The sequence below is a fragment of the Ralstonia sp. 1138 genome (genome assembly GCF_040544795.1).
GTDB lineage: Bacteria > Pseudomonadota > Gammaproteobacteria > Burkholderiales > Burkholderiaceae > Ralstonia > Ralstonia flatus.
In genome coordinates this window covers 23,646-37,006 of record NZ_JBEPKQ010000007.1, presented here as the reverse complement: position 1 = coordinate 37,006, position 13,361 = coordinate 23,646, and the positions used below count along the sequence as shown (strand labels likewise).

General features: G+C 66.3%; 13 protein-coding genes. 3 read left to right on the top strand and 10 right to left on the bottom strand.

Annotated elements, in window-relative coordinates; translation table 11 throughout:
* Positions 1 to 234: 234 nt before the first annotated feature.
* Positions 235 to 972 (top strand): hypothetical protein, encoded by a 738-nt coding sequence (locus ABIC76_RS23730; RefSeq protein ID WP_354535447.1) that lies wholly within the window; start codon positions 235 to 237, stop codon positions 970 to 972.
* A gap of 121 nt (positions 973 to 1,093) precedes the next feature.
* Entirely contained in the window at positions 1,094 to 1,264 is a 171-nt protein-coding gene (locus ABIC76_RS23725) for a hypothetical protein (RefSeq protein WP_180815289.1), read from the top strand.
* A 22-nt stretch (positions 1,265 to 1,286) separates the two neighbouring features.
* Here ABIC76_RS23725 and ABIC76_RS23720 read toward each other — a convergent pair whose 3' ends face one another.
* The 6 genes from ABIC76_RS23720 to hemA all read right to left on the bottom strand — a co-directional run bounded on the left by ABIC76_RS23720 (position 1,287) and on the right by hemA (position 6,355).
* Positions 1,287 to 1,910 carry a UbiX family flavin prenyltransferase gene (locus ABIC76_RS23720; protein ID WP_354535446.1) on the bottom strand — a complete coding sequence of 208 codons (624 nt, stop codon included), beginning with the start codon at positions 1,908 to 1,910 and terminating at the stop codon, positions 1,287 to 1,289.
* Positions 1,911 to 1,929: 19 nt separating this feature from the next.
* The gene (gene grxD, locus ABIC76_RS23715; RefSeq protein ID WP_009241977.1) at positions 1,930 to 2,241 is read right to left on the bottom strand and encodes a Grx4 family monothiol glutaredoxin; all 312 of its coding nucleotides are present in this window, start codon (positions 2,239 to 2,241) and stop codon (positions 1,930 to 1,932) included.
* Between the two features lie 67 nt (positions 2,242 to 2,308).
* Entirely contained in the window at positions 2,309 to 3,211 is a 903-nt protein-coding gene (gene prmC / locus ABIC76_RS23710) for a peptide chain release factor N(5)-glutamine methyltransferase (protein WP_102067482.1), read from the bottom strand.
* Positions 3,212 to 3,307: 96 nt separating this feature from the next.
* A complete protein-coding gene (locus ABIC76_RS23705; protein ID WP_009241979.1) occupies positions 3,308 to 3,676 on the bottom strand; it encodes a hypothetical protein in 369 nt (122 codons plus the stop codon).
* 179 nt (positions 3,677 to 3,855) lie between these two features.
* Positions 3,856 to 4,938 carry a peptide chain release factor 1 gene (gene prfA, locus ABIC76_RS23700; protein ID WP_354535445.1) on the bottom strand — a complete coding sequence of 361 codons (1,083 nt, stop codon included), beginning with the start codon at positions 4,936 to 4,938 and terminating at the stop codon, positions 3,856 to 3,858.
* Between the two features lie 109 nt (positions 4,939 to 5,047).
* The gene (gene hemA / locus ABIC76_RS23695) at positions 5,048 to 6,355 is read right to left on the bottom strand and encodes a glutamyl-tRNA reductase (protein WP_004634699.1); all 1,308 of its coding nucleotides are present in this window, start codon (positions 6,353 to 6,355) and stop codon (positions 5,048 to 5,050) included.
* A 231-nt stretch (positions 6,356 to 6,586) separates the two neighbouring features.
* On the opposite strand from hemA, the gene ABIC76_RS23690 reads away from it, so the two are divergent.
* Complete coding sequence (locus ABIC76_RS23690; RefSeq protein WP_354535444.1) at positions 6,587 to 6,829, top strand: GlsB/YeaQ/YmgE family stress response membrane protein; 243 nt, start codon at positions 6,587 to 6,589, stop codon at positions 6,827 to 6,829.
* A 31-nt stretch (positions 6,830 to 6,860) separates the two neighbouring features.
* Here ABIC76_RS23690 and ABIC76_RS23685 read toward each other — a convergent pair whose 3' ends face one another.
* From ABIC76_RS23685 to ychF, 4 genes are all read right to left on the bottom strand, one after another.
* Entirely contained in the window at positions 6,861 to 8,819 is a 1,959-nt protein-coding gene (locus ABIC76_RS23685) for a hybrid sensor histidine kinase/response regulator (RefSeq protein ID WP_354535443.1), read from the bottom strand.
* A gap of 25 nt (positions 8,820 to 8,844) precedes the next feature.
* Positions 8,845 to 9,312, bottom strand: a complete 468-nt coding sequence (locus ABIC76_RS23680) for a response regulator (protein WP_354535442.1) — start codon at positions 9,310 to 9,312, stop codon at positions 8,845 to 8,847.
* A gap of 27 nt (positions 9,313 to 9,339) precedes the next feature.
* Entirely contained in the window at positions 9,340 to 11,628 is a 2,289-nt protein-coding gene (locus ABIC76_RS23675) for an ATP-binding protein (protein WP_354535441.1), read from the bottom strand.
* A 312-nt stretch (positions 11,629 to 11,940) separates the two neighbouring features.
* Positions 11,941 to 13,035, bottom strand: coding sequence for a redox-regulated ATPase YchF (gene ychF / locus ABIC76_RS23670; protein WP_027680188.1), 1,095 nt, complete (start codon positions 13,033 to 13,035; stop codon positions 11,941 to 11,943).
* Positions 13,036 to 13,361 lie beyond the last annotated feature (326 nt).

Genomic DNA, 13,361 nt, shown 5'->3' with positions numbered 1-13,361 from the left:
CCGAGATTTTACCCGCCGGACCTTTACGAGATCAAAACCGGCAACATTTTGATAATGTTTCCGGCCTGCATCGGGCCAGTATCCGCGTCAAATGGCGTGTAACCAGGCGGTTTCGAGCGGCTCAGCCATTCGGTTGACGGGAACGCAGGCCGCCTGCCGGCAGTCAGACCCGCTTTCCCGTGCGCCGGGATTCCCGCGTGGCACACTTTCGGCTCTTTTCTCAATGGAGTTCGCATGACCTGCTGGACGCGACGCGCCACTGCAACTGCTGCGCTTGCCATCTCGACCTCGTTGCTCGCGCCCGTGGCGTTTGCCGCACCCGCAACCAAGGCGGCCCCCAAGACTGCAGCACCCGCCAAGGCGGTGCGCGACACTGGCGACGTGGCGGTGCTGCTCGATGCCTTTCCGCTCGGCAAGCCGCTGCGCAAGCTGCCGTCATGCGAAGACGTACGCGCGAATGGCGGCAAGGACGTCGCCGAATATTGCTCTGACGCGCTGGAATCGCATGGCCGCACCCGATCGCTCGGGATACCGCAGGCATCGCGCCCGGAGCTGATGGATGGCCCGCAGGCCGTGGTGCTGATCGACCAGGACGGCAACATCGCCGGCATGTTCGTGCCCACGCGCGGCGTGGAGACCGAGCAGCGCGTCTTCCAGGCCCTGTCCGACCGCTACGGCAAGCCCGCGCAGGAGGGCAAGGCGCCGCTCAAGCTGAAGTCTGGCAAGACGGTCGATTCGCTGCGCGCGCGCTGGGCGGCCCATCAGACGGTCATCACGATGTATGCGATTCCGGAAGAGCCGCAGAATGGCACGGTGGAATTCCTCTGGGCGCCGCGCGCGGGGGCCGTCATGGACCAAATGCGTGCCGAAGTCGATCCGAATGCACCACTGGCTTCTGCATCAGGTGTGACGCCCTCGGCGCCCGCCGCGACGGCCAAGCCCTCTGCAGGCAGACCGGCGCCTAAGCAGTGAACTTACGAACACACGTCCGTAGTTTTCAGTTACACGGCTTACACCCGCATGACGCCGGCGTCGCCCGGGCGGGCTTATAACGTCCACGTGGCCTCACTCACGGGGCCGAAGGACGCTAATCATGAAAATCGTGGCTCTGGCCTTGTTGGCCGCGACGCTTGGGGGTTGTGCCGTGTATCCGGCACCGGTGGCTGTGGCGCCTGCGCCGGTCTATGCGGCACCGGCTTATCCGGCCTACTACGGTGGCTATTGGGGTGGACCGTCGGTGTACTTCAATTACCACCGCCGCTGATCGGCGGGCGGCTGATCGGCGCTTAGTCCGCTGCACGCAAGCCCGGCCAGCCGGGCGCCAATGTCTGCGGCAGGCCCAGCAGGTCCAATACGCGCCCCACGGTGTGGTCGACCAGGTCGTCGATCGTCTTGGGGCGCTGGTAAAAGCCCGGCACGGGGGGGAACACGATTCCGCCCATCTCCGTGACCGCCGTCATGTTGCGCAGATGCGCCAGATTCAACGGCGTTTCGCGCACCATCAGGATGAGGCGGCGGCGCTCCTTGAGCGTGACGTCGGCCGCGCGGGCGATGAGGTTGTCCGACAGGCCGTGCGCGACGGCCGCCAGCGTCTTCATCGAGCAGGGCGCCACCACCATCGCTTCGGCAGCAAAGGAACCGCTCGCGATGGTGGCGCCGATATCGCGGACGTTATGCACGACGTGCGCCAGCGCTTCCACTTCTTCGCGCGCCATGTGCAGCTCGTGCTGCACGTTCATCAGTCCTGCGGGCGACATCAGCAGGTGCGATTCCACGCCCGCTGATTCACGCAGGCCCTGCAGAACCTGCAGCAGCCGCACCCCGTAAATTGCCCCCGACGCCCCCGTGATCGCCACGATGATGCGGCGCACGGCGGGTGTTTGAGCGGTGGCGTTCGGGGTCTGGGTCACGCTGAAACGAGAACGCAGCTCAGGCAGCCAGCAGCGGCTGCAGTTCGCCGCTCTGGTACATCTCCATCATGATGTCCGAGCCGCCGATGAACTCGCCCTTGATATAGAGCTGAGGGATGGTCGGCCAGTTGGCGTAGTCCTTGATGCCCTGGCGGATTTCGTCGTCTTCCAGCACGTTGACGGTGTGCGGACGGTCCACGCCGCAGGCCTTCAGGATCTGGATGGCGCGGCCCGAAAAACCGCACATCGGGAATTGTGCGGTGCCCTTCATGAAGAGGACGACGGGGTGGCCTTTGACGATCTGGTCGATCTTTTCGTGCGTGGTGCTCATGGGGAGACTCGATTGGGTGAGGGGGCGGCAGCGGCTTCTCAGCTGCCATCCACATTGGAAAACCCGTCTATTTTAGCGAGGAACGCGCACCGGCGTTTTGATCCGGCCACTGCCCGCCGCTGCAGCGGTCGTGGCCGGCCAGGTCTTGGGCGGTGAAGACGTTGGCGAAGCCGGCGCCCCCCAGCAGCGCACGCACGGGTTCGCCCTGGTCGTAGCCGTGTTCGAGCAGCAGCCAGCCGCCGGCGGCCAGCCACGCAGGCGCCCCGGAGACGATGCTGCGCAGGTGGCGCAGGCCGTCATCGTGGTCGGTGAGGGCGCTGGCGGGTTCGAAACGCAGGTCGCCCTGGTCGAGGTGCGCGTCGGTGGCGGCAATGTAAGGCGGGTTGCTGGCGATGAGATCGAAAGCGGGGGGCGCATCGGCATCGGCCAGCGCGCCATACCAGTCGCCCAGCGCAGTCCGGACGTTGGTCGCGCCGAGCGCCTTGGCGTTGTCGATCGCCACGCCCAGTGCATCGGCGGAGGCATCGGTGGCCCATACGCGCGCGTCGCGCCGCGCCAGCGCGATCGTGATGGCGATGATGCCGCTGCCGGTGCCCATGTCCAGCACCGCTGGCGCATCGCGTTCTTCCAGGCGGTCCAGCGCTTGTTCGACCAGCAATTCGGTATCGGGGCGCGGGATCAGCACGGCGGGCGTCACCTTGAAGGCGCGCCCGAAGAATTCACGTTCGCCCAGCAGATACGCCATGGGCTCGCCGGCCAGGCGGCGCGCAGCAAGTTCGCTGATGCGCGCGCGCGCGGCCACGTCGATGGCGCAGGTGTCTTGCGTGATGAGTTGTACGCGCGACAGGCCCGTCACGTGCGAGACCAGCATGCGTGCTTCCAGTGCGGGCAGGCCGGCACGGGCCAGCGCTGTCAGCGCATCGGCCACGCGAGCAAGGGTTTCGGGCGGAATGACGGGGGAAGACGACACGGCAACAGACCAGCAGCGAAGATCGGGCGCACAAAATAACACGGGCCCGGCCGATGTGGCGCGGGCCCGCGAGCGGGTCGGAGGGTGGAGCGGCGCTTACTGCTTGGTCGCGTCCTTGACCTTGTTGGCCGCTTCCTTGGTGGCGTCAGCGGTCTTGTCTGCTGCCACCTTGGCTGCGTCGGCCGTCTTGTCGGCCGCGGTCTTGGCGGCCTCCTTGGCCTGCGCCAGCGCGCCCGAAGCGGAGACCTGCGCGTCCGAAGCCGCTTGCGACAGTTCCACCTTGGCGGCGTCCGCAGCCTTCGTCACGGCGGTGCCGGCGTTGTCGAGCGCCTGCTTGGCGGCGTCCTTCGATTGTTCCATCGCGCTCTTGGCGGCCTGGTCGGTGGCGTCGTCTTTCTTGCCGCAGGCGGCCAGGCCCAGTGCGAGGGTGGTAGCGACGGTAATGGCCAGCAGTTGGGTACGCATTGCGATTCTCCTAATCGTGATGTTGCCGCGCTTGTTGGTGAGTGCGCCGGATGCGACCGGCGATGCACTCGGCGTGATCGAGTTCGATTATAGGAACGCAAGGCCGGCCCGCCATCGCGCAAAGCTGTATCAAACGCAAGTGAATGTTACGGAGAGGGCGCTTTTTAACGATTGGGCGCTCAGGCGTCTTCGCCGAGCGCCGCAAGCTGTTCGGCTTGGTGCTCAGCGGCCAACGCACCGACGAGTTCATCGAGGTCGCCGTCCATGATCGCGTCGATCTTGTAGAGCGTCAGGTTGATGCGGTGATCGGTCACGCGGCCTTGCGGGAAGTTGTACGTGCGGATGCGGTCGGAGCGGTCGCCCGAGCCGATCAGGCTCTTGCGCGCGCTGGCCTCCTTGGCTTGCGCCTCGCGCTCCTGGCGATCCTTCAGGCGCGCGGCCAGGACTTGCATGGCGCGGTCCTTGTTGCGGTGCTGGCTGCGGTCGTCCTGGCACTCCACCACCAGGCCGGTCGGCAAGTGCGTGATGCGCACGGCCGAGTCCGTCTTGTTGATGTGCTGGCCGCCCGCCCCCGACGCGCGGAACGTATCGATGCGCAGATCGGCCGGATTGATCTGGATGTCGGCCAGTGCGTCGGCCTCGGGCATGATCGCCACGGTGCAGGCCGACGTGTGGATGCGTCCCTGCGCCTCGGTGGCGGGCACGCGCTGCACGCGGTGGCCGCCCGATTCGAACTTCAGGCGCGAGTACGCACCTTCGCCTACCAGCCGCGCAATCACTTCCTTGTAGCCGCCCAGGTCCGACAGCGATTCGCTGACGATCTCCACCTGCCAGCGCTGCCGTTCGGCGTAACGCGTGTACATGCGCAGGAGGTCTCCGGCAAAGAGCGCGGACTCGTCGCCGCCTGTGCCGGCACGGATTTCCACGAAGATGTTGCGATGGTCGTTCGGGTCTTTGGGCAGCAGCAGGCGTTGCAGATCGCCTTCGAGGGATTCCATCCGCTCACGCGCCGCGCGGAGTTCCTCCTCCGCAAACGCCTTCATGTCCGGATCGGCCGCCAGCTCCTGCGCGGTGGCGATGTCTTCCTCGGCCTGCTTCCACGCGGCAAATTGCGCGACCACGGGCTCCAGCTCGGCGTGTTCGCGCGTGAGCTTGCGGTATTGGTCGAGGTTGGCGGTGGCGTCTTCACGCGCAAGCAGCGCGTTGATTTCGACGATGCGCTCGGCCAGTTGGTCGAGCTTGGACAGCATGCTGGGCTTCATTCGGGCAGTCGCGGAGGGAAACGCTGGAAGCGAAGGCGGCGCATGATACCGCGCCAGAAGGTGCGCGCCCGTCGTGCAAACATGCGGCGCGCGTGCGATGCGCCGGCCGCTAGCGCTCGGAGTGGCTGGACTGGCGGAACAGCGCCGGCAGCAGGTCGATGAGTTGTTCGCGGCCTTCGCCCTGCGCGTGGTTGAGCGCATGCGTCGGGCCGTGGAGGAATTTCTTGGTCAGCGCCTGCGACAGCGCTTCGAGCACCAGCGCCGGATCGTCGCCACGCGCGAGCATGCGTTGGGCGCGTTCCAGTTCACCCTGGCGCAGCGTTTCAGCCTGCGCGTGCAGATCGCGGATGATCGGCACCACGCTGCGCGCATCGAGCCAGTGCATGAAGTTCAGCACGCGCGTTTCGATGATGGCCTCGGCCTGTGCCACGGCAGCCTGCCGCAGCGCGTTGCCTTCGCGCACGATGGCGCCCAGGTCGTCCACGGTGTAGAGGAACACGTCGGACAGGCGTGCGACTTCAGGTTCGATGTCGCGCGGCACAGCCAGGTCGACCATGAACATCGGGCGGTGGCGGCGCTGCTTGATGGCGCGCTCCACGGCGCCCAGGCCGATGATGGGCAGCGTGCTGGCGGTGCACGAGACGACGATGTCGAACTCGGCAAGCTTGGTCGGCAGTTCAGCCAGGCGCACGGCGCGGGCATTCAGGCCCTGGTTCGATAGCGATTCGGCGAGCTTTTCGCCGCGTTCCAGCGTGCGGTTGGCGATCACCACCTCGCGCGGCGTCTGCGCGGCGAAGTGCGTGGCGCACAGCTCGATCATCTCGCCGGCGCCGATGAACAGGACGCGCTGATCTGCAATCGATTCGAAGATGCGTTGCGCCAGGCGCACGGCGGCGGCGGCCATCGACACGGAATGTGCGCCGATCTCCGTCGTGCCGCGCACTTCCTTGGCCACGGCAAAGGTGCGCTGGAACAGCTGATTCAGGTACGTGCCCAGGGCGCCCGCTTCGGTGGCGGTGCGCACGGCGTCTTTCATCTGGCCGAGGATCTGCGTCTCGCCCAGCACCATCGAGTCGAGCCCGCTGGCCACGCGAAACGCGTGACGTACCGCCAGCGACTGACCGAGCGAATACACATGGGGCGCGAGCTCGCCGGCGTCGATGTTGTGGTGCTGCGCCAGCCAGCGAATCGCATGCTCGTGCGCGGTCTGCTCGGGCAGGTTGCCGTCGGTCGCGCAGTAGATTTCGGTGCGATTGCAGGTGGACAGAATGGCGGCTTCCGCCGTGCTTCGGAGGTGCGGCAGATGCTGGCGCAGCGTGCCCAGTGCGGGCTTGAGCTGCTCGAGCGGAAACGCCACCTTCTCGCGCAGGGAAAGCGGCGCAGTGTGGTGGTTGATTCCGAGCGTCAGCAACTGCATGTGGGGCGGCCGGTTAAGGAACGGCACGAATTTTGAGCACTCTGGATTATAACGCCCGGCCCCCGGATGAGCAGGAGGCAGGTCAAATCTGGTGATATGTGTGGACGAATGTCGATTATTCGTCACGTAACAGGCAGTGCGTCCATGCGGCCTTCTCCGTGGCCTTCTGCCCCGTCCTGCGCTAAGGTACGCGTCCAGTTGAATCGCTCAAGGGCAAGACGGAGAACAGGCATGGGGTGGATCGGGCCGCTGTGGATCGGGCTGGCGGTGGGCGTGGCGGCGCGTTGGCTGCATCCCGCAGGCAAACGCTTGGGTTGGCTGCCTGCGCTGGTGACGGGCGGGATTGGCGCGTTGATCGGTTACTACAGCGGCCAATTCGCTCACCTGTATGCGGATGGGCAGATCATGGCGTGGACGGCCGCCGTGGTGGGCGCCATGCTGCTGCCTGCGGCATGGGGCTTGGTGCGCCGCTAGGGCAACTGCCACTGCGGCATTCTGGCGCGGCTCAGCTTGCGTCCACGCCGGCGATTCGCGCATCGCGTGCGGCCAGATAGCCCGCCAGGAGCGTCTCCAGCCGCTTGAAATCCACCGGTTTGGTCAGGTGATCCGTAAAGCCCGCGTCACGGCACCGCGCGATATCGTCTTCCATACCGTAGCCGGTGATTGCGATCGACGGGGCAGCCTGCCTCTCGGCGAATACGCGCACCACGTCCAGGCCGCTGCCGTCCGGCAGACCAATATCGCTGATCAGCAGATCGAACGCGCCAGACTCCGCGGCTTGCATGGCCGTGCGCGCGCCATTGGCAACGGTGACGCTGTGGCCAAGAATCTCCAGCATCTGCGACATGGCTTCGGCCGTATCGGCGTTGTCTTCTACCAGCAGCACATGGAGGCCGCGCGTCGGCTGCTTGCGCGGCATGGGCGGGGAGGGTGGTGTCTCAGGTTGCGCCATCTCGGTTGCCAGCGGCAGGGTGAGCGTGAACGTGGCGCCCTCGTGGCGGCCGGCGCTCTCGGCAATCAATGAACCTTCATGCTTCTGCACCAGCGCATAGGCAATCGCCAGGCCCAGGCCGAGCCCGCCGAAACGCTGCGTGATCGATGCATCGGCCTGTTCGAACGCCGAGAAGATGCGCGGCAGCGCTTCGGGTTCGATGCCGATGCCGTTGTCCTTCACGGACACGGCAACGGCAGAGGGCGACGGGTTCCAGACCCGCACCTCGATGGCGCCGCCTTCGGGCGTGAACTTGACCGCGTTGCGCACAAGGTTCCAGATCACTTGCTGGATGCGCGCCCCGTCGGCATACAGCCGGCTGCGGCCCGCCTCGAAGCGCGTCTTGAGCGACAGCCGCTTGGCCTGCATGTCGTTGCGCGACATCTCCAGCGTGCTTTCCAGCAGCGGATACAGGTCGACCAGCGCAAAGCTCACCGCCAGCTTGCCGCGCGCAATGCCCGTGATGTCGAGCAGGTCGTCGATCAGGCGCGCTTCCAGCTCGGCGTTGCGGCGCACGACTTCAAGCTGCGCCACCACATACGCCGGCAGGTCCTGGCGCATTTCCAGCAGATGCACGGCGGTCAGGATGGGTGTGAGCGGCGTGCGCAACTCGTGCGAGAGCACCGCCAGGAAGTGGTCCTTGGCGTGGTTGGCGGTCTCGGCTTCTTCCTTCGCGCGGCGCAGGGCGTCGGCCGCGATGCGCTCTTCGGTGGAGTCGCGGATGATCTTCGAGAAGCCGACCAGTTGCCCCGTCTCGTTGTGGATGGCCGTGACCACGCTCGATGCGTAGAACGGCGTGCCGTCCTTGCGCAGCATCCAGCGGTCGTCGGTGAGGCTGCCCTCGCGGCGCACGCGTTCGAGCTTACGCTGGAATTCGCCCGCCTCGCGCGCCGCCTGCGGATACAGAATCTCCGCCGATTTGCCGAGGATGTCTTCACGCGCATACCCGAGAATGCTGCGCGACGCCGCGTTCCACGTGCGCACGATGCCCTGCGGGTCGAGCGAGAGCACGGCGTGCTCCTTGAGCGCGTTGATCAGCAGGCGGAAATGCGTTTCCGCTTCGCGCAGCGCGGCTTCGGCGGCGATGCGCTGACGGCGTTCGGCCGCTTCGGCCAGCGCCCGCAGCAGCACCACGGGCAGGCGCTGCAGGCGCTGCTTGATGACGTAATCGGTGGCGCCACGCTTGAGCATGTCGACCGCGTGCTCCTCGCCCAGCGCACCCGATACGAAGATGAACGGCGTTTGCGGCGCCATGCGGCGCGCAATGTCGAGCGCCTCCGCCCCCGTGAACTGCGGGAGCATGTAGTCGGCCAGGATGGCGTCGAAGGTGCGCGCGCTGAGTTGCGCGATGAAATCGGTCTCGTTGTCGACCAGCGTGGTGTCGGCCTGCAGGTTGGCGGTTTCGAGCCGCGCGCGGGTGAGTTCCGCGTCGAGCGGATTGTCTTCGACCAGCAGCAATTGCAGATTGGGCATGGGGGCGGATGCTCCGGATGGGCGGCTAGCTTGCCGGCAGCAACGTGCGGCGTGCCCGCGTGGAACCGGGCGGTGGTTCGTTGAGCACCGCCCAGAATACGCCCAGGTCGGCAATCGCATCGACAAACGCGCGGAACTCCACCGGCTTGACCACGTAGGCGTTGACGCCCAGCTCATAGCTGCGCAGCAGGTCGGTTTCTTCGCGCGACGAAGTGAGCATGACCACCGGCAGGCTCTTGAGCGCGGGCGTTGCGCGGATCTCGGCCAGCACTTCCAGCCCGTCGATCTTTGGCAGCTTCAGGTCGAGCAGCACCACGGCGGGGTTGCCCGGCACGCGCTGCGCGTACAGGTTGCGCGCGTGCAGGTAATCCAGTGCCTCGGCGCCGTCCCGGGTGACGACCACGTCGTTGGCAAGCTGGCTGCGCTCCAGCGCCAGCAGGGTCAGCTCGAGGTCGTTCGGGTTGTCTTCAACGAGCAGGATGGGTTTGAGCATGGTGACAATGAGCGTGGGAAAGAACGATCAGGCATCGCGGGTCGCGGGCGAGCGGAGGCCGGCTCCGGATGCCGCCAGCGGGTCGGGCGAGCGCGGCAGCGCAAAGTAGAACGTCGCGCCGCGATCAGGCTCGCCCTCGGCCCAGGTGCGGCCGCCATGGCGATCGATGATGCGCCGCACATTGGCCAGGCCGATGCCGGTGCCCTCGAACTCGTCCATGCGATGCAGCCGCTGGAACACACCGAACAGCTTGGCCACGTACTCCATCGAGAAGCCCACGCCGTTGTCGGCAATGCGCACGATGGTTTCGGTGTCGGTCTGTTCGGCGTCGATATGGATGCGCGCCGGATCACGGTCACGCGTGTATTTCACGGCGTTGGAAAGCAGGTTGCGCATCGCCAGTTGCAGGAACGCCGGGTCGGCCCGCACCACCGGCAACGCGGCGATGTTCCATTCGATGTGGCGGCGGCCCTGGTCCACCGTGAGGTCGCGCACCACGCCGCGTACGAGCTGGGCGAGGTCGACATCGGTCAGATGCAGCGCGCCGCGGCCCATCTGCGAGAAGGTGAGCAGATCGTCGACCAGCTTGCCCGCAAAGCGCGACGACTCCGAGATCGTTTGCAGAAAGTGCCGCCCACGCTCCGAGACGTGCTGACCCTCCATCTCGTCGAGCAGTTCGGCATAGCCGGCGATATGGCGCAGCGGCGCGCGCAAGTCGTGCGATACGGAATACGAAAACGCTTCGAGTTCGTGGTTGGCGCGGCGCAGTTCGCTTGTCAGCTCCGCGGCTTCTTCGGCGCGGCGCAGCACAATGTTCAGGACGGCATAGCGGAACTCCGCAGCGGTTTCCACTTCGCTCGAGCGCCACGGGCGCGAAGTCTGCGCGATGTGTTCTTGCCAGTGGCGCGTGCGGCCCAGCATGTGCCGGCTGTCGTGGTCGACGTCTGCGTCCGGCGCGTCACCCGCCCAGCGCACGGTGCGCGGGGTTTCGGGGCGGAACCACAGCACGTAGTGACGATGCAGCTGCGACACCTGCACGGCCAGCACGCCGCTGGCCTGCGGCAGCAGCGCGGCGCCGTCCGGATAGGTGCTGGCCAGCCGGTCGGTGTGGAACACCTCGCCGGGGCGTTCCTTGGCCAGCCATTCGGTCAGCCGCAGGATGCTCGCCTCGTCAGGCGCCGCGCCGATGCGCACACACTCGCCCTGGCGCACGATGGCCGCGCCGCTGGCGGAGGCAAAGCCCAGCAGATCGGCGGGATGCTCCAGCAGGCCCTCGTGGAAGTGGTCCCGGTCGGCCATCGCCGCCAGCAAGCGCACGAGGATGCGTCGCAGTTCCAGCCGGTGCGCGATCTCCGCGCGGTCTTCCTTCGCCTCGATCTGCAGCGCCAGAATCTGCGCCAGGTGTTCGCACGCCGTGCGCACTTCGAACGACAGCGAACACGGCGTGGCATGGTGACAGACGATCAATCCCCAGAGATCGCCGCGCACGGTCAGCGCCAGCGTGAGGGAAGCCCGCGCACCCATGCCGCGCATGGTTTCGCGCTGTGCTTCGGACGCGGCGCGCAGGGCTGCGTAGGCCAGATCGGTCGCCCGTCCGGTGGACGGATGCAGCGGCGGTACCAGACCCACGGGCGTATCGTCGACGTCCGCCACCAGACGCAACGGGTTGTGGCTATACAGACTGCGCAATTCCGGCGTCATGCCGGCGCCACGCAGGTGCGTGCCGGCCAACGTGTCATAGGCGGCATCACGCGCTTCGGCGAGCGCCTGCAAGGAGCCATCGCGATCGATCCGGTAGATCGTGACGCGGCCAAAATCGGTGAGGCGGCGAACCTCGCGCGCGGCCACGTCCGTCAGCGCATCGACCGTGTTGACCGCCTGCAGGCTGGCGACGAACGTGCGCACCAGCGGGTACATCGACGCAAACGCGCCGTCAGCCGCATGCACGGCGGGTTCCAGCTCCAGGATGAGCGTGCCCTTGTGCCGGTGTACCACCGCGTCGAGCGCGTGCCCGTGCGGCGTCTGCAGCGTGCCGATATAGAGCGGATGGCCGTCGATGCTGTGCGTAGCCAGGGCGCGCTCCAGCACCTCGCGGCCTGCGCTGCCGGTCACTCGGTCGACCGGCCCTTGCAGCGCGGCGGCCAGCGGTACCCCCAGCGCAGTCTCCAGGTTTTCGCTGACCTGCTGGACGCACAGATCGGGTTCGGACAGGCACAGCAACACGCCGCGCGACTGGATGGCAGCGTTGCTGCCGATGCCGGGCGAGGCGTCGATGTCGTCAACTGCAGACAAGGGCGGGGGCGATTGCGAACTCATGGCGTTGGGCAAGTGCGCCGTCCCAAGTGCCTCGGCTGAACGTGCCAGGCGGGAGCGGCGGGCTGCCCCGGGCGTCGGGCCTGCCGGGGTTCAGCGTATCCGCCGTGGGCCACGCAACCGGCGTGCCAGAGACGCGAAAATGGCGCAGTGACGCGGGTTGGCGAGCATCAAAGTCGCCTGGCCGATTTCGCCTGCGTGTAAAAAAGTGATGCTGGGCCGCCTCAACCTTACAACCGCGGGGCCACATTTTCAGGCGCGCGGCCATGAAAAAAGCCCCGCAGGAGAGGCGGGGCTTTAGGGACCCAGTGCGGGTCAGACGTTGAACAGGAAGTGCAGCACATCGCCGTCCTTGACGATGTATTCCTTGCCTTCTGCGCGCATCTTGCCGGCTTCCTTGGCACCTTGTTCGCCCTTGTACTGGATGAAATCCTCGTACGAAATGGTCTGGGCGCGGATGAAGCCGCGTTCGAAGTCGGTGTGGATGGCCGCTGCGGCGCGCGGGGCCGTGTCGCCGATGTGGATCGTCCAGGCGCGCACTTCCTTCACGCCGGCGGTGAAGTAGGTTTGCAGGCCGAGCAGCTTAAAGGCCGCGCGGATCACGCGGTTCAGGCCCGGCTCTTCCATGCCGATGTCGGCCAGGAATTCGGCCTTGTCGGCGTCATCCAGATCGGCGATTTCGGCTTCGATGGCGGCGCACACGGCCACCACCGGCGAATTCGTCTGCGCAGCGTAGTTGCGCACGGCGTCCAGATGCGGGTTGTTCTCGAAACCGTCTTCGCGCACGTTGGCCACGTACATGGTCGGCTTGGCGGTGATCAGGCACAGCGGCTTGAGCGTCGCCCACTCGTCCTCGGTCAGGTTCAGGCCACGCACGGGCTTGGCTTCGTCCAGCACCTTCTGTGCTTTTTCCAGCACGGCGACCAGCTTGGCGGCTTCCTTGTCGTTGCCCGACTTGGCGGCCTTGGTGTAGCGCTGCAGCGCCTTTTCCACCGTACCCAGGTCAGCGAGGGCGAGTTCGGTGTTGATGACTTCGATGTCGGCGATCGGGTCGACCTTGCCGGCAACGTGGATCACGTTTTCATCTTCGAAACAGCGCACCACGTGCGTGATGGCATCCGTCTCGCGGATGTTGGCGAGGAACTGGTTGCCCAGGCCTTCACCCTTGGAGGCGCCCGCCACCAGGCCCGCAATGTCGACGAACTCGACCACCGCCGGCAACACGCGCTCGGGCTTGACGATGTCGGCCAGCGCCTGCAGGCGAGCGTCCGGCACTTCCACCACGCCGACGTTGGGCTCGATCGTGCAGAACGGGTAGTTCTCGGCGGCGATGCCGGCTTTGGTCAGGGCATTGAACAGGGTCGACTTACCGACGTTCGGCAGACCGACGATGCCGCATTGGAGGCTCATGGTGAAAAAGGCTCTGAATCAAGGGGTTGCGTGACGCGGGAGGAGGCGGCAGCACAGTGGAATCCGGGCTGTGCGCGTCGTTCACGGAAAGGCGTGATTGTAACCGCTCCGGGTGCGTTCTCGCCCCGGAATGAAAGCGCATTGGGTCGGGCAAGGCGCTCAGCGGCTCGCGGTGTGAAGGCGTTACGGCCCCGTTACGCGTTACGTTCCAGAAACGTAACAACTTCGCCCCGAGCGGCTGTTTTTCAGGCCGGCGACGCCCGCCGCCGGACGCTCTCCGTATCCTGCGAACCCACGCCAGTAAAGGCTTTGGCGGCATTTCCGAG

Excerpts from the sequence above, each read along its gene's own strand:
- ABIC76_RS23730 (WP_354535447.1), top strand. The coding sequence starts at position 235 with ATGACCTGCTGGACGCGACGCGCCACTGCAACTGCTGCGCTTGCCATC.
- ABIC76_RS23690 (WP_354535444.1), top strand. The coding sequence starts at position 6,587 with ATGGGGTGGATCGGGCCGCTGTGGATCGGGCTGGCGGTGGGCGTGGCG.
- ABIC76_RS23725 (WP_180815289.1), top strand. The coding sequence starts at position 1,094 with ATGAAAATCGTGGCTCTGGCCTTGTTGGCCGCGACGCTTGGGGGTTGT.
- ychF (WP_027680188.1), bottom strand. The coding sequence starts at position 13,035 with ATGAGCCTCCAATGCGGCATCGTCGGTCTGCCGAACGTCGGTAAGTCG.
- grxD (WP_009241977.1), bottom strand. The coding sequence starts at position 2,241 with ATGAGCACCACGCACGAAAAGATCGACCAGATCGTCAAAGGCCACCCC.
- ABIC76_RS23680 (WP_354535442.1), bottom strand. The coding sequence starts at position 9,312 with ATGCTCAAACCCATCCTGCTCGTTGAAGACAACCCGAACGACCTCGAG.
- ABIC76_RS23705 (WP_009241979.1), bottom strand. The coding sequence starts at position 3,676 with ATGCGTACCCAACTGCTGGCCATTACCGTCGCTACCACCCTCGCACTG.
- hemA (WP_004634699.1), bottom strand. The coding sequence starts at position 6,355 with ATGCAGTTGCTGACGCTCGGAATCAACCACCACACTGCGCCGCTTTCC.
- prfA (WP_354535445.1), bottom strand. The coding sequence starts at position 4,938 with ATGAAGCCCAGCATGCTGTCCAAGCTCGACCAACTGGCCGAGCGCATC.
- ABIC76_RS23685 (WP_354535443.1), bottom strand. The coding sequence starts at position 8,819 with ATGCCCAATCTGCAATTGCTGCTGGTCGAAGACAATCCGCTCGACGCG.
- ABIC76_RS23675 (WP_354535441.1), bottom strand. The coding sequence starts at position 11,628 with ATGAGTTCGCAATCGCCCCCGCCCTTGTCTGCAGTTGACGACATCGAC.